The following is a 14,670-nucleotide window of genomic DNA, read 5'->3' on the forward strand; positions in this document are numbered from 1 at the left end:
GGCTCGCCGGGGTGGGGGGGGCGGGGGGCTGCCACTACCGGAGCTTTATTCTTCTTCCGGTACCTGGTCGGCGTTGAGCGTGCGCGCCTTCCGCTTCGGCGCGGTGAACGGCGTGGGCGTAGGCACGCCCGGCAGCGCGCTACCGAACACCATGTGCGCACCGGCGCGCAGGTCTCCGCCTGCCATCTCCAGCTCAAAGCGTTCGGCATCGCGTTCACGGATCTGCTCGGCGATCTCACGCGCATCATCCGGATCGGCGCCGAGCTCCATCAACGCGGCCTGGCCGAACTGCAGTGCGGATTCGAAGGTTTCTCGAATCTGGAAATCGACGCCGGCATGGATCAGGCGCAGCGAATGTTCGCGGTCGAACGACCGCACCAGCAGCTTGGCCTGCGGGAACTGGTGGGTGACCAGCTCCACGATGCGATCGGCATCCTGGTCGCTGTTGACGCACACCGCGATCGCACGGGCGGTCGCTGCGCCGGAGGCATGCAGCACATCCAGTCGGGTACCGTCGCCGTAGTAGATCTTGAACCCGAAGCGCTCAGCGTTGTGGATCATGTCCACGTCGTTGTCGATGATGGTCACATCCACATCGCGCGCCAGCAGCGATTGGCTCGCCACCTGACCGAAGCGACCAAAGCCGATCAGCAGCACGCTGCCGGACAGGCCGTCGGCTTCTTCGACGCCATCGAGCGAGACTTCGCGGTCCGGCATCAGCTTGTCGTGCAGCAGCACGAACAGCGGCGTCAGCGCCATCGAAAGCACCACGATCGCGGTGAGGTTGGCGTTGACCTGCACATCGATCACACCCGCCACCGCCGCGGCGGAGAACAGCACGAAGGCGAACTCGCCGCCCTGCGCCATCACCACGCCACGGTCCAGCGCCTGGCGATGATCACTGCCGAGGATGCGCGCGACCACGTAGATGCAGACTGCCTTGGCCAGCATCAGCGCGAACACGCCGGAGACGATCAGCGGCCAGTTGTTGGCGACGACGGTAAGGTCCAACGCCATGCCGACGCTGAGGAAGAACAGGCCGAGCAGGATGCCGCGGAACGGCTCGATGTCCGCTTCGATCTGGTGGCGGAAGGTGGATTCACTGAGCAGCACGCCCGCCAGGAACGCACCCATCGCCATCGACAGCCCACCCAGCTGCATCAGCAGCGCGGCGCCGAGCACGACCAGCAGCGCGGCCGCCGTCATCACTTCGCGTGCCTTGGCGGCGGCGAGGATGCGGAACAGCGGATTGAGCAGGAAGCGACCGACCAGTACCAGCCCGACGATCGCACCGGCGGCGATGCCCACCGTGATCCAGCGCGATGTCTCGCCGGCATCGCTGTGCACCGGCGCCATGAACGCCACCACCGCCAGCAGCGGCACGATCAGCAGATCTTCGAACAGCAGGATCGAGACGATCTTCTGGCCGGTCGGCAGCGCGATGTCGCCGCGCTCGGCGAGCAACTGCATCACCACCGCGGTGGAGGTCAGCACGAACCCGGCGGCGCCGATGAAGGCCACCGGCAGCGGGAAGCCGAGCAGCATGCACACGCCGGTCAGCACCGCGCCGCAGACCACGATCTGCAGCGTGCCCAGACCGAAGATCTCGTTGCGCAGGCTCCACAGATGCGAGGGCCGCATCTCCAGGCCGATCACGAACAGGAACATCACCACGCCGAGCTCGGCGGTATGCAGGATGGCCTGCGGATCGGAGAACCAGCCGAACCCGAACGGGCCGATGGCCAGGCCTGCGGCGAAATAGCCCAGCACCGAGCCCAACCCAAGCCGGCGGAACAGCGGCACCATGACCACTGCCGCACCCAGCAGGGCGACCACTTTCACCAGTTCACTGGCACCTGCTTCCACCGCCATGCGGTTGTTTCCCCGGACTACAAAAGATGCGTCAACGATAGGGCAAAGTGTTGAAGGGCAATAGCGCGGATGCTGCGTTTTATCGTGCTGAATTTAGAACGATATTGAACCCGGATGCCAGATCGTCCTGAAATCGCAGCCGAACCGGGCCCCCTCGCGAACGGCATCCACGCATGGCGTGGATCTACACGCCTCACGGACAGATCGAGCATCCCACGCATGGCGTGGATCTACGCCCTACCTCTCAGGCGCTGCAGAAGGCGGCGTAATCGATGTACCCGGGGAAGTCGCGCCCGGGGGCACAGAGTGGACAGGCCGGATCCGGACGCAGCCGCGTCTCGCGGAAGCGCATGCCCAGCGCATCGAAGGTCAGCAGGCGACCGATCAGTGGCTCGCCGATGCCGAGCAGGAGCTTGAGCACTTCGGTGGCCTGCAGCAGGCCGACCATGCCCGGCAACACGCCGAGAACCCCCGCCTCCGAGCAGTTGGGCGCGAACTCGGGCGGTGGCGGTTCGGGGAACAGGCAGCGATAGCAGGGCGCGGTGCCACGCTGGCGACCGGCATCGAACACGCTGACCTGGCCGGTAAAGCGCTCCACCGCGCCATACACCAGCGGGATGCCGTGCTGGAGGCAGGCATCGTTGAGCAGGTAACGCAGCGGGAAGTTGTCCGAGCCATCCAGCACCACGTCGACCCCCTCGAGCAGCGCATCGATGTTGTCCGAGGTGACCCGTGCCTGCACGGCCTCCACATCCAGCGAAGGATTGAGTGCGAGCAGGCGGGCGCGTGCCGAGAGCACCTTGGGCTCGCCGACGCTGGCGTCGGTGTGGATGATCTGCCGATGCAGATTGCTGCGGTCGACCACGTCGTCATCGGCGATGCGCAGGTGCCCTACCCCGGCCGCGGCCAGGTAGAAGCTGGCCGGTGCGCCCAGGCCGCCAGCGCCGAGCACCAGCACGCGTGAGGCGAGCAGCGTCTTCTGGCCGTCGACACCGACCTGCGGCAGCAGCAGATGACGCGAGTAACGCTCGTTGAAGTCACGCTCGGCGTCGCTCTGCATCGGCTGCACCAACGGCAGCCCGTCAGCGCGCCACGCGGTCGTGCCGCCGTGCACGGAGGCGATATGCGTGTAGCCAAGACCGGCCAGGACGTTTGCGGCCTCCATCGAGCGCTTGCCGCTCTGGCAGATCAGGACGACCTCGCGCTCGGCTGCCGGCAGGTGCTTGCCGGGTTCAGCCTGGAGATCGCCCCTGGCGATGCCGAGCGCGCCTTCAGCCATGCCGGTGGCGCGTTCGTGCGCCTCGCGGATGTCGATCAGCAGCGCGCCATGGGCGAGGCGCTCGCGGGCCTGCGCCGGGGTGAGTTCGGAAATGCTCATGCGGAGGATTATCGCGCACGGGAACGTCGGCAGCGCCAATGAAAAGAGCCGGCTTTCGCCGGCTCTTCCTTGGATCACTTGCCCTTGACGTGCTTGATCAAGCGGCGCTTGCGCTTGAGCTGACGTTCGGTGAGCACGTTCTTCTTGCCCTCGTACGGGTTCACACCCTCGCGGAAGATGAACTGCACGGGCGTGCCGACCAGCTTGAAGCGCTTGCGGAAGAAGTTCTCCAGATAGCGCTTGTACGACTCCGGCAGGTCTTTCAGACGGGTGCCGTGGACGATGAAGGTCGGCGGATTGGAACCGCCCGGATGCACGTAACGCAGCTTGGATACGTGACCACGGATCGCCGGCGGCGGGTTGGTCTCGTAGGCCGTTTCCAGCGCCTTGTTGACTTCGCTGGTGCTGAACTCATGCGTTGCCGAGGCATGCGCGGCGTGGATGCAGCGGAACAGCTCACGCAGGCCCGAGCCGTGCTTGGCCGAGATGCGCACCACTTCCGCCCACGGCACGAAGCCGAGCTTGCGCGAGACCAGCGCTTCAGCCTGCTCGCGCTGGTAATCGGTCAGGCCATCCCACTTGTTGATCGCCACCACCAATGCACGGCCGGCATCGAGCACCGCACCCAGCACGCTGGCGTCCTGATCGGTGACGCCTTCAGAGGCATCGAGCATCAGCACCGCAACCTGGCACTGCTCGATGGCCTGCAGGGTCTTGATGACGCTGAACTTCTCGACCACTTCCTCGACACGCGCCTTGCGACGCAGGCCGGCGGTATCGATCAGGCGGTACTCACGCCCGTCGCGCTCCATGTCCACCGCGATCGAATCACGGGTGGTACCGGGCACTTCGGAGGCGATCATGCGCTCTTCGCCGAGCAGACGATTGACCAGCGTCGACTTGCCCACGTTGGGGCGGCCGACGAAGGCGATGCGAATGCGGTTCGGATCGGTGTCCAGGGTCTCGGTGGTGCCCTCTTCCGGCAACCGTTCCACGACCTCGTCCAGCAGATCATCCAGGCCCTGACGGTGCGCGGCCGAGACGGTCAGCATTTCGCTGAAGCCGTAACGGGCAAATTCCGAACGCACGGTGTCTTCGTTCATGCCGTCGATCTTGTTGATCAGCAGCAGGGTCGGACGGGCCAGCTTGCGCAGCCAGGACAGGATCTCGTCGTCCATCGGGCCCTCACGGGCATCGACCACGAACAGGATCAGATCCGCTTCCGCAGCGGCGGCGCGGGCCTGGCGAGCGGTAGCGCCGGCCAGACCTTCTTCTTCACCGGCGATACCACCGGTATCGACCACCAGGAACGGGTGATCTTCATCAAGACGACAAACACCGTAATTACGGTCCCGGGTCACGCCGGGCTGGTCATGGACCAGCGCGTCGCGCGTACGGGTAAACGCATTGAACAGCGTGGACTTGCCGACATTCGGCCGTCCAACCAGGGCGACCAAGGGCAGCATCGCGGTAACTCCTTATTGTGCCAACCGGAATGCGGTCAGCTTTCCATCAACGTTCTGCACCAGCAGAATCCCATCAGCGACCACCGGCTGTGCCAGGAGGGCGTCGCCGCCACTCTTGGCGCGCGCCGCGAACTCACCGTTATCGGTCCGCAACCAGTGCAGATACCCCTTGTAATCACCGACCACAACGTAATCGCCGTGGATGACCGGACCGGTCAGCGAACGACGGGCCAGGCCCGTCTGCGACCACATGGCCGAACCGCTGGTCTTGTCCAGTCCGAACACGCCGCCCTTGTTGTCGGTGACGAACACATTGCTCGAGGTCAGGGCGACGCCACCGGCGCCACCATGATCACGCGCCCACAGCGGACGGCCGGTCGGGCCTTCGATCGCCATGGTCTGGTTCTTGAAACTGCTGACGTACAGCGTATTGCCTTCCAACACCGGGGCGCCGTCGATGTCGGCCATGCGCTCCAGCTCGGTGCGGCCTTCGCCGGTGCCGACCATCTGGTCCCACAGCGTGCGGCCGTCCTGCATGGCCAGCGCGGCGATCGAACCGTCATCGTTGCCGATGAACAGCACGCCCGGGCCGGTCACGACCGGGGCATTGCCACGCACGGTCAGCGCCGGCAGCTCACGCGGGTTGAACCAGCGCTGGGTGCCGTTCTCGACATCCAGACCGGTCACGCGACCGTCGTTGCTGCGCACGAACACCATGCCCTGGCCGACGGCCGGGGCGGAAATCACTTCACCCGGCACCTTTGCGCGCCACTTTTCGGTGCCGTCCGCCGCGTTCAGCGCGATGACCTGACCGTCCAGCGTGCCGATGACGACCAGGCCTTCACCCACGCCAGGGCCACCGGACAAGCGCAGCTTCGGCTTCTTCTTTTCCTTGGCCGGCTCGTAGGTCCAGACCTTCTTGCCGGTCTGCAGGTCGATGGCGTGCACGCCACCGTAGATGGCGGCGGCATAGACGCGGCCATCGGCGACCACCGGGCCCTGACGGACGCCGATGCGCTTTTCACCCTTGCCCACATTGGCCGACCAGATCCGGTCAACCTTGGTGGTGGCATCGAACTTGACGAGTTCGGCCGGTTCCAGCGCCTTCTTGGCCGCCGCATCTTTGCCGGCGAACCAGCCCTTCATCGTGCTGCAGCCGGTCAGGGCCATGCCCAACAGGGCAACCGTGGCAACGCGCTTGATCATGACCATCTGATTCATTACACCGACTCCGCAGGATCGGTGACGGTGCCACCGGCATCCGTCAACTTGGTTTCCAGCAGGCGCCGCTGGGGCGCTGCCACGTCCAGCGTCTTGAGCGCCTTCTCATACTGTTCGCGGGCCGCATCACGCTTGCCCTGCGCCATCAGCGCATCGCCATGGATTTCCAGGCTGGTGCTGTCGGTCGCGGTGCCGAGCTGCTTGATCGCATCCTCGGTCTTGCCGGTAGCCACCAGCAGGCGTGCAACACGCTGCTCGATGACCGGCTTGAATTCGGGGTCGGCCTTGATCGCACGCAGGGTCGCCAGCGCGTCGTCATTCTTGCCGGCATCGACCTGGGCCTTGGCCAGCTGCAGCGCAGCCAGATCGGCATAGATGTTGGCCTTGCCGCTTTCCAGCTCCTTCACGCCCTTGGCAGCCTGCTCCAGGTCCTTGTCTTCCAGGCTCTTGAGCACGACCTGATACTGGACGTTGGCGCCGGCCAGGCTGTTGCTGTGCCGGGTCTGCCATTCCTTCCAGCCCCAGATGCCGCCGATCGCGATGGCGACACCGGCCAGGATGCTGACACCGTTCTTCCGCAGCCAGCCGCGGACGCGTTCACTTTGTTCGTGCTCGTCGAGCAGGTCGTCGATCGCCATGCGTACTCTCGCCCCGCCCATTAGGAGGAGCTATTTGAATTGGATTGGGGAAACGCGGCTCAGTGCGAAACTGGGGCCACGGAGCCGTCAGAGGATACCGTAAAGCGTGCCACGTTGGCTCGCTGGTACGGCGAAAGGTCGACGATAGTGCCGCCCTGCTGAACCTCGACCGCCGATGCATTGCCCAGCACCATGCGGGCCACCTGCCCTGGTGCGAAGCTGCGGGTCTCGCCCGACTTCAGCAACGCCTTCTCGACCGTCGTGCCATCCGGCGCGGTGATGTCGATCCAGCTGTCGCCATTGAACTGCAGGGTGAGACCACCGCCCACGGCCGCCGGTGCGGCGGCAGGACGCGGGACCGGCGTCAGCGACGCCAGATACGGTGCGGACGGCTTGGCGCTTTCGGCCGTCGCTGGCGCCGGTGCGGGCGGCGTGTCGCCACCGGCCACCGGTACCGCCGCCGGGATGACATCCAGCGACGCGGTATTGGGGGTGTTGGCGGTGCCATCGAAATGGCCGCGGGTGGCAAACCAGACCGGCACGGCCAGCACGGCGGTGATGCCGACATACAGCACACGGCGCCCGAGACTCTCGGCGATGCGGCGCGCTCGCGGGGTGTGCGTGTGGCTGACCAGCTGCGGCGGCACGATCGGGCCGATGTGGGACTGCTCGAGGATCTCGCCGATGTCCACCTTGAGCAGGCGAGCATAGCTGCGCAGCTGGCCGCGGACGAAGACCGGCGCGCCAAGGCGCTGCCACTGCTCTTCTTCCAGCGATTTGACCACCTGAACGGGCATATGCAGCTGCTGCCCCACCGCTTCCAGGGTCAGGCCGGCCGCTTCACGGGCCTGGCGAAGACGGGCTCCGCAACCGGCCGCAGTATCAAAAGCGTTCACAGTCTGGTCATCAATCACAGTGCTTCAACCCCGGGGATTAGGTGCCGCATCCTGCGGAAATTCATCATGAATTCGCTGCAGATAGCGACCGGATGCCACGTTGTCGCCAAGCCGCGCCTCGATTTGAGAGGCAAGTTGTAACACGGAACGTGTGGCCGGTGCAGCCGCCAGACGCCGTTGCGCAAAGGCGCGGGCCTCGAAATAGCGTCCTTGGGCGTACTCGCTGCGGGCCATCGACTCCAGTGCGTAGGCATTGACGGGATCTATCTCAAGCGCCCGGCGCAGGTCCGGCGTGGCCCGTTCGGACTGGCCCGCCTCAAGGGCGCAGCCGCCGGCATTGGCCAGCGCGGACGCCGGGGTGGTGTACCCGGGCGCCTGCAGCGCCCGGTCGAACCAGACCAGCGACTCGGCCGGCCGGCCATGAGCACATAGCCAAGCGCCATAATTATTGAGGACATCCCCCCGCTCCGGGGCCAGCTCGGCGGCCTTGGCATACAGCGGGCCGGCACCGGCCTCGTTGCCACGCTGCGTGGCAATGGCCGCCAGCATCATGTATGCCTCAGGACGTCGCGTGTCGATCTTCGTGGCCGCGCGGACCCGCTTCTCGGCGGCGTCCAGTGCGCCGGCGCGCATCGACTCGCCGGCCAGGACCATCTGGTCCTGGTAATTCACGCGCTTGCGGATCTCGGGGTTGTCACGGGCCTCGTAGGTCGGCGCGACCTCGAGCGGACCTGACGGTGGTTTGACACCTTGTTTGCCACAGCCGGCCAATGCCAGCGCGAAGAAAACAACGGCTGGCAATCGGCGATCAGGCAGCGGCATTCCGGTCTTTCCCGTCCTGCAGCGTTTTATTGAACTCGGCCTGGCGGCGTGTGCGATCCATCACCTGGCCCTTGAGCTGGCCACAGGCGGCATCGATATCGTCGCCGCGGGTGCGCCGCACCATCGTCAGCACCTTGGCATCGAGCAGGATCTTCTGGAAGGCGCGGATCTCCGTTTCGCCGGAGCGCTCATAGCGCGTGCCGGGGAACGGATTGAACGGAATCAGGTTGACCTTGCCCGAGTTCGAGGCCTGCACGGCATTGTCGAACTGGCGCATCAGCCGCGCCAGCTGGCGGGCGTGCTCGGGCTGGTCGTTGATCCCCTTCATCAGGGTGTATTCGAAGGTCACCGATTCGCGGCGCTTGTTGGCGCGCAGATAGCGTGCGCACGAGGCCATCAGCTCGAGGATCGGGTACTTCTTGTTGAGCGGGACCAGGGTCTCGCGCAGTGCATCGTTGGGCGCATGCAGCGACACCGCCAGCGACACGTCGCTCTCGGTGGAGAGGCGGTCGATCTGCGGCACCAGGCCGGAGGTGGACAGCGTCACGCGCTTGTTGGCCAGGCCGTAGCCCAGATCGTCGCGCATCACGCTCATGGCGCGCACGACGTTGTCGAAATTCATCAACGGCTCGCCCATGCCCATCATCACCACGTTGGTGAGACGACGCTGCTTGTGCGGGATGTTGCCCAGATGGCGCGCCGCGACCCACACCTGGCCGATGATCTCGGCGGTGGACAGGTTGCGGTTGAAGCCCTGGGTGGCGGTCGAACAGAACGTGCAGTTCAGCGCGCAGCCGACCTGCGAGGACACGCACAGCGTGCCGCGGTTCTTGTCCGGGATGTAGACCGCTTCGATGGCGTTCTTGCCATCGGTCCCCATCGCCAGCAGCCACTTGTGGGTGCCGTCGGCGGAAGGTTTGTCGAACACGATGTTCGGGACCAGCACCTCGGCATGCTGCTTGAGCTTGGCGCGCAGCGCCTTGCCGAGGTCGGTCATGTCATCGAAATCGGTGACGTAGTGATGGTGGATCCACTTCATCACCTGATGGGCACGGTAGCGCGCTTCGCCGAGTGTCTCGGCGAAGAAGCGCTCCAGACCCTCGCGATCGAGGTCGAGCAGGTTCTGCTTGGCCACAACCGGGCTCGACACGAGCACGGATGGGATGGCGGTTGGCTGTACGACCTCGTTCACGGCATCACTCTCAGCGCGAGACGACTTCAGTCGCGGCGAAGAAGTAGGCGATTTCGATCGCGGCATTCTCAACCGAGTCCGAGCCGTGGGCGGCATTGGCATCGATGGATTCAGCGAAGTCGGCGCGGATGGTGCCTGCGGCGGCTTCCTTCGGGTTGGTGGCGCCCAGCAGGTCGCGGTGGGCCAGCACGGCGTTCTCGCCTTCCAGCGCCTGGATCATCACCGGGCCGGAGATCATGAACTCGACCAGCGCGTTGAAGAACGGACGCTCGCGGTGCACGGCGTAGAAGCCTTCGGCTTCACGGCGCGACAGCTGCTTGTACTTGGCGGCGACGACCTTCAGGCCGGCCTTTTCGAAGCGGGCGTAGATTTCACCGATGACGTTCTTGGCGACGGCGTCCGGCTTGATGATGGAAAGGGTGCGCTCCAGCGCCATGGGAATACTCCGTTGGGCGGGCCACTTGATCGGCCCGAGGTTAACATGAAAAAAACCCGCGTCAAAACGCGGGCTTAGCCTGATATACGTGCGCCAATTCTAACGTGTCCTCCCCATCTCCGGTAGTGCCACGCCATGCGTGGCAGGCAGGCGCCCACTGGGGTAGCTCACCCCCGTTCAGGCAATGGACGACGTCGCCAGCCATGGGCAGGCACGACAACGCGCGGATGAACGGACGCCCATTTCTGCTGCGCCGCACAATGCGATGGCGCAGCCGCAGGTCTAATATCAAACAATCGTTTGATTGAACTGCCCTGCCCCATGGCCAAACCTGCCCACTTCTCCACCAAGGACCGCATCCTCGGCGCTGCCGAGGAACTGTTCGCCCTGCACGGGTTCGCGGGCACCTCGCTGCGCCAGGTCACCAGCCAGGCCGATGTGAACATCGCCGCGGTCAATTACCACTTCGGCTCCAAGGAGAACCTCGTCAACGAGGTCTTCCGCCGCCGGATGGATGAAATGACCTCGGCCCGCCTCGCCCAGCTGGAGGCGGCCCGTCGCGAGCATCCCGGTGAACTGCGCCCGGTGCTGGCGGCCTTCGTCGAACCGGCCCTGGCGATGGCCCAGGACCGCCAGACCGGCGGCGCGTTCGTGCGGGTTATCGCCCGCGCCTACGCCGAAAAGAACGACAACCTGCGCAAGTTCCTTTCCGACCATTACGGTCACGTCCTGCGCGACTTCGGCAAGGCGATCTCCGCCTGCGTGCCGGGGCTGAGCAAGGAAGAGCTGTACTGGCGCCTGGATTTCCTCGCCGGCTCGCTGACCTATGCGATGGCCGACTTCGGCCTGATCAAGCGACCCGCCGGTGTCACCGAAGCGGCGCATCGTGCCCATGCCGCCCAGGAACTGATTCATTTCGCCGAAGCCGGATTCAGCGCCAGCGCGGCCTCGAGCGCTTCGACGACCTCCCTTTCCACCCCGTAGAGCCGGGCGCTGACCGGCTTCCAGACAACAAAGGCTTATCGACATGTCCAATTCCCTGCTAGTCCGCCGTGCCGCCGTGCTGGGTGCCGGCGTCATGGGTGCCCAGATCGCCGCCCACCTGACCAACGCCGGCGTCGACACGGTGCTGTTCGACCTGCCCGCCAAGGAAGGTGCGGCCGATGGCATCGTGCTCAAGGCCATCGCCAACCTGGGCAAGCTCAGCCCTGCCCCGCTCGCCAGCAAGTCCTACGCCGAGGCGATCACGCCGGCCAACTATGAAACCGGCCTGGAGCAGCTGCGCGACTGCGACCTGATCATCGAAGCCATCGCCGAACGGATGGACTGGAAGCAGGACCTGTACAAGAAGATCGCCCCGTTCGTGGCCGATCACGCCGTGCTCGCCTCCAACACCTCGGGCCTGGGCATCAACAAGCTCGCCGACGTGCTGCCGGAGCAGCTGCGCCACCGCTTCTGCGGCGTGCACTTCTTCAATCCGCCGCGCTACATGCACTTGGCCGAACTGATCCCGGCCACCACCACCGATGCCGCCGTGCTGGAAGGCCTGGAAGCGATCCTGGTCACCACGCTGGGCAAGGGCGTGGTGTACGCCAAGGACACCCCTAACTTCATCGGCAACCGCATCGGCGTGTTCTCGATCCTGTCCACCATCCACCACACGCAGGCCTTCGGCCTGGGCTTCGATGAAGTCGACGGCCTGACCGGCCCGCTGGTCGGCCGCCCGAAGTCGGCGACCTACCGCACCTCCGACGTGGTCGGCCTGGACACCATGGCGCACGTGATCAAGACCATGGGCGACACCCTGCCCAACGATCCGTGGCATGAATTCTTCACCTCGCCGACGTGGCTGGACGCGCTGATTTCCAAGGGCGCGCTGGGCCAGAAGACCGGTGCCGGCATCTTCCGCAAGGTCGGCAAGGACATCATGGTGCTGGACCTGGACAAGCAGGATTACCGCCCTGCCGACCGCGCCGCCGCGCCGGAAGTGGTCGAGATCCTCAAGATCAAGAACCCGGCCGAGAAGTTCGCCAAGCTGCGCGAGAGCCAGCACCCGCAGGCGCAGTTCCTGTGGGCGACCTTCCGCGATCTGTTCCATTACAGCGCCTACCACCTGGCCGATATCGCCGAGACCGCGCGCGACGTGGATCTGGCCATCCGCTGGGGGTACGGCTGGTCGCTGGGCCCGTTCGAAACCTGGCAGGCTGCCGGCTGGAAGCAGGTCGCCCAGTGGATCGCCGATGACATCGTCGCCGGCAAGAGCATGAGCAATGCCCCGCTGCCGGACTGGGTGTTTGATGGCCGCGACGGCGTGCACGCCGCCGAAGGCAGCTACAGCCCGTCGCGCAACGCCAAGCTGCCGCGTTCGGCGCTGCCGGTGTACCAGCGCCAGCGCTTCCCGGATCCGCTGCTGGGCGAGACCTTCAGCCCGGGCGAAACGGTGTTCGAGAACGACGGCGTGCGCATGTGGCACGACGGCGACGGCATCGCGGTGGTCAGCTTCAAGACCAAGATGAACACCGTGTCCGACCACGTGCTCAACGGCCTGCAGGAAGCGATCAAGCGCGCCGAGCAGGACTACAAGGGCCTGGTGATCTGGCAGCAGAAGGAGCCCTTCTCCGCCGGTGCCGATCTGGCCGGTGCACTGGGCCTGCTGCAGGCCGGCAAGGTGGACCAGTTCGAAGAGATGGTGCACAACTTCCAGCGCACCAGCCAGGCGATCAAGTATTCGCTGGTGCCGGTGGTGACCGCGGTGCGCGGCCTGGCCCTGGGGGGCGGCTGTGAGTTCCAGATGCACAGCGCCAAGAGCGTGGCCGCGCTGGAAAGCTACATCGGCCTGGTCGAAGCCGGCGTCGGTCTGCTGCCGGCCGGCGGTGGCTTGAAGGAACTGGCTGTGCGCGCCTCGCAGGCCGCAGGTCCGGGCGGTGACGTGTTCGCCGAGCTCAAGAAGACCTTCGAAACCGTCGCGATGGCCAAGGTCTCCAACTCCGCGGTCAACGCCAAGGAACTGGGCCTGATGCGCGCGACCGACAAGGTCGTGTTCAACAGCTTCGAGACGCTGCACATCGCCAAGGCCGAAGTGCTGGCGCTGGCCGAAGGCGGCTACCGTCCGCCGATGCCGGCCCGCCGCATCCAGGTCGCCGGTGACGTTGGCATCGCCACGTTCAAGATGATGCTGGTCAACATGCTGGAAGGCCGCTTCATCAGCCCGTACGACTACGAGATCGCCGTGCGCATCGCCACCGTGCTGTGCGGCGGCGAAGTGGATCGCGGCACGCTGGTGGACGAAGAGTGGCTGCTGACGCTGGAGCGCAAGCACTTCGTCGAACTGGCCCAGCAGGAAAAGACCCAGGCCCGCATCGCGCACATGCTCAAGACCGGCAAGCCGCTGCGTAACTGACCCTTTTAGAGAGATCACTGCAATGACCAAGCAAATCCAGGACGCCTACATCGTCGCCGCCACCCGCACCCCGGTGGGCAAGGCGCCCAAGGGCGTGTTCCGCAATACCCGTCCCGACGACATGCTGGCCCATGTGCTCCGCTCCGTGGTCGCACAGGCGCCGGGCATCGACCTCAACCGCATTGATGACGCGATCATCGGCTGCGCGATGCCGGAAGCCGAGCAGGGCATGAACGTGGCGCGCATCGGCGTGCTGCTGGCCGGCCTGCCGGACACCATCGCCGCGCAGACCGTCAATCGCTTCTGCTCCTCCGGCCTGCAGGCCGTGGCCATGGCCGCCGACCAGATCCGTCTGGGCAATTCGGACCTGATGCTGGCCGGTGGTACCGAGTCGATGTCGATGGTGCCGATGATGGGCAACAAGATCGCGATGGCGCCGAGCGTGTTCGACAACGACCACGTCGCCATTGCCTACGGCATGGGCATCACCGCCGAGAAGGTCGCCGAAGAATGGAAGGTCTCGCGTGAGGAGCAGGACGCCTTCGCCCTCGCCTCGCACCAGAAGGCCATCGCCGCGATCCAGAACGGCGAGTTCAAGGACGAGATCAGTCCGTACGACGTGCGCACCCGCCAGCCGGACCTGGCCGACGGCCGCCGCATCATCACCCGCGACAAGATCGTGGATACCGACGAGGGCCCGCGCCTGGATTCGTCCGCTGAAGGCCTGGCCAAGCTGCGCCCGGTGTTCCGCAACGGCCAGTTCGGTGGCACGGTCACCGCCGGCAACTCCTCACAGATGAGCGATGGCGCCGGTGCGGTGCTGCTGGCCTCCGAGCAGGCGATCAAGGATTACGGCCTGACCCCGCTGGCCCGCTTCGTCAGCTTCTCGGTCGCCGGTGTGCGCCCGGAAGTGATGGGCATCGGCCCGATCGCTGCGATCCCGAAGGCACTCAAGCAGGCCGGCCTGACCCAGGACCAGCTGGACTGGATCGAGCTCAACGAAGCCTTTGCGGCGCAGTCGCTGGCCGTTATCCGCGATTGCGGCCTGGACCCGTCCAAGGTCAACCCGCTGGGCGGCGCGATCGCCCTGGGCCACCCGCTGGGTGCCACCGGCGCGATCCGCACCGCGACCCTGCTGCACGGCCTGCGCCGTCGTCAGCAGAAGTACGGCATGGTGACCATGTGCATCGGCACCGGCATGGGCGCGGCGGGTATCTTCGAATCGCTGTAAGGCATTGATCGGTGCCGGCCCACGGGTCGGCACCGATGCAGTGGGTGTCACTGGTGCATCCGGTGGCTCAACTGCAAGGGGTGTGCACCGACCGTTGGTCGGTGCACAGTCGGAAACG

General features: G+C 65.6%; 12 protein-coding genes. 3 read left to right on the forward strand and 9 right to left on the reverse strand.

Features of this window, described 5'->3' with window-relative positions:
* Positions 1-45 precede the first annotated feature (45 nt).
* The 9 genes from ABE463_RS04755 to ndk form a co-directional block, all read right to left on the reverse strand.
* Positions 46-1,872 (reverse strand): monovalent cation:proton antiporter-2 (CPA2) family protein, encoded by a 1,827-nt coding sequence (locus ABE463_RS04755; protein ID WP_346467416.1) that lies wholly within the window; start codon positions 1,870-1,872, stop codon positions 46-48.
* A 244-nt stretch (positions 1,873-2,116) separates the two neighbouring features.
* Entirely contained in the window at positions 2,117-3,250 is a 1,134-nt protein-coding gene (moeB, locus tag ABE463_RS04760) for a molybdopterin-synthase adenylyltransferase MoeB (protein WP_346467417.1), read from the reverse strand.
* Between the two features lie 74 nt (positions 3,251-3,324).
* Positions 3,325-4,716, reverse strand: coding sequence for a ribosome biogenesis GTPase Der (gene der, locus ABE463_RS04765; protein WP_259261070.1), 1,392 nt, complete (start codon positions 4,714-4,716; stop codon positions 3,325-3,327).
* Positions 4,717-4,728: 12 nt separating this feature from the next.
* Positions 4,729-5,937 (reverse strand): outer membrane protein assembly factor BamB, encoded by a 1,209-nt coding sequence (bamB, locus tag ABE463_RS04770; RefSeq protein ID WP_123729064.1) that lies wholly within the window; start codon positions 5,935-5,937, stop codon positions 4,729-4,731.
* Positions 5,937-6,575 (reverse strand): tetratricopeptide repeat protein, encoded by a 639-nt coding sequence (locus tag ABE463_RS04775; protein ID WP_123729063.1) that lies wholly within the window; start codon positions 6,573-6,575, stop codon positions 5,937-5,939. The genes bamB and ABE463_RS04775 overlap by 1 nt, the downstream gene beginning before the upstream one ends.
* A 59-nt stretch (positions 6,576-6,634) precedes the next feature.
* Complete coding sequence (locus ABE463_RS04780) at positions 6,635-7,489, reverse strand: RodZ domain-containing protein (protein WP_346467418.1); 855 nt, start codon at positions 7,487-7,489, stop codon at positions 6,635-6,637.
* A gap of 6 nt (positions 7,490-7,495) precedes the next feature.
* Complete coding sequence (pilW, locus tag ABE463_RS04785; protein ID WP_346467419.1) at positions 7,496-8,293, reverse strand: type IV pilus biogenesis/stability protein PilW; 798 nt, start codon at positions 8,291-8,293, stop codon at positions 7,496-7,498.
* Positions 8,280-9,485, reverse strand: coding sequence for a 23S rRNA (adenine(2503)-C(2))-methyltransferase RlmN (gene rlmN / locus ABE463_RS04790; RefSeq protein ID WP_346467420.1), 1,206 nt, complete (start codon positions 9,483-9,485; stop codon positions 8,280-8,282). The genes pilW and rlmN overlap by 14 nt, the downstream gene beginning before the upstream one ends.
* 10 nt (positions 9,486-9,495) lie before the next feature.
* On the reverse strand, positions 9,496-9,921 hold the full coding sequence (ndk, locus tag ABE463_RS04795; RefSeq protein WP_008265389.1) for a nucleoside-diphosphate kinase: 426 nt from the start codon (positions 9,919-9,921) through the stop codon (positions 9,496-9,498).
* 321 nt (positions 9,922-10,242) lie between these two features.
* Between ndk and ABE463_RS04800 the strand changes: the two genes are divergently transcribed.
* The 3 genes from ABE463_RS04800 to ABE463_RS04810 are packed head-to-tail and all read left to right on the forward strand — an operon-like array spanning position 10,243 to position 14,552.
* A complete protein-coding gene (locus ABE463_RS04800) occupies positions 10,243-10,905 on the forward strand; it encodes a TetR family transcriptional regulator (RefSeq protein WP_346467421.1) in 663 nt (220 codons plus the stop codon).
* A gap of 43 nt (positions 10,906-10,948) precedes the next feature.
* Positions 10,949-13,321: a 3-hydroxyacyl-CoA dehydrogenase/enoyl-CoA hydratase family protein gene (locus tag ABE463_RS04805; protein ID WP_346467422.1), complete on the forward strand. Its 2,373-nt coding sequence runs from the start codon at positions 10,949-10,951 to the stop codon at positions 13,319-13,321.
* 22 nt (positions 13,322-13,343) lie between these two features.
* Positions 13,344-14,552 carry an acetyl-CoA C-acyltransferase gene (locus ABE463_RS04810; RefSeq protein WP_121042146.1) on the forward strand — a complete coding sequence of 403 codons (1,209 nt, stop codon included), beginning with the start codon at positions 13,344-13,346 and terminating at the stop codon, positions 14,550-14,552.
* The last annotated feature ends 118 nt before the right edge of the window (positions 14,553-14,670 follow it).

The sequence above is a fragment of the Stenotrophomonas sp. TWI819 genome (assembly GCF_039673075.1).
GTDB classification, from domain to species: Bacteria; Pseudomonadota; Gammaproteobacteria; order Xanthomonadales; family Xanthomonadaceae; genus Stenotrophomonas; species Stenotrophomonas rhizophila_B.

What these genes read in the sequence shown, in the direction of transcription:
- ABE463_RS04755 (WP_346467416.1), bottom strand. Translation starts at nt 1,872, where the DNA reads ATGGCGGTGGAAGCAGGTGCCAGTGAACTGGTGAAAGTGGTCGCCCTG.
- moeB (WP_346467417.1), bottom strand. Translation starts at nt 3,250, where the DNA reads ATGAGCATTTCCGAACTCACCCCGGCGCAGGCCCGCGAGCGCCTCGCC.
- der (WP_259261070.1), bottom strand. Translation starts at nt 4,716, where the DNA reads ATGCTGCCCTTGGTCGCCCTGGTTGGACGGCCGAATGTCGGCAAGTCC.
- bamB (WP_123729064.1), bottom strand. Translation starts at nt 5,937, where the DNA reads ATGAATCAGATGGTCATGATCAAGCGCGTTGCCACGGTTGCCCTGTTG.
- ABE463_RS04775 (WP_123729063.1), bottom strand. Translation starts at nt 6,575, where the DNA reads ATGGCGATCGACGACCTGCTCGACGAGCACGAACAAAGTGAACGCGTC.
- pilW (WP_346467419.1), bottom strand. Translation starts at nt 8,293, where the DNA reads ATGCCGCTGCCTGATCGCCGATTGCCAGCCGTTGTTTTCTTCGCGCTG.
- ndk (WP_008265389.1), bottom strand. Translation starts at nt 9,921, where the DNA reads ATGGCGCTGGAGCGCACCCTTTCCATCATCAAGCCGGACGCCGTCGCC.
- ABE463_RS04800 (WP_346467421.1), top strand. Translation starts at nt 10,243, where the DNA reads ATGGCCAAACCTGCCCACTTCTCCACCAAGGACCGCATCCTCGGCGCT.
- ABE463_RS04805 (WP_346467422.1), top strand. Translation starts at nt 10,949, where the DNA reads ATGTCCAATTCCCTGCTAGTCCGCCGTGCCGCCGTGCTGGGTGCCGGC.
- ABE463_RS04810 (WP_121042146.1), top strand. Translation starts at nt 13,344, where the DNA reads ATGACCAAGCAAATCCAGGACGCCTACATCGTCGCCGCCACCCGCACC.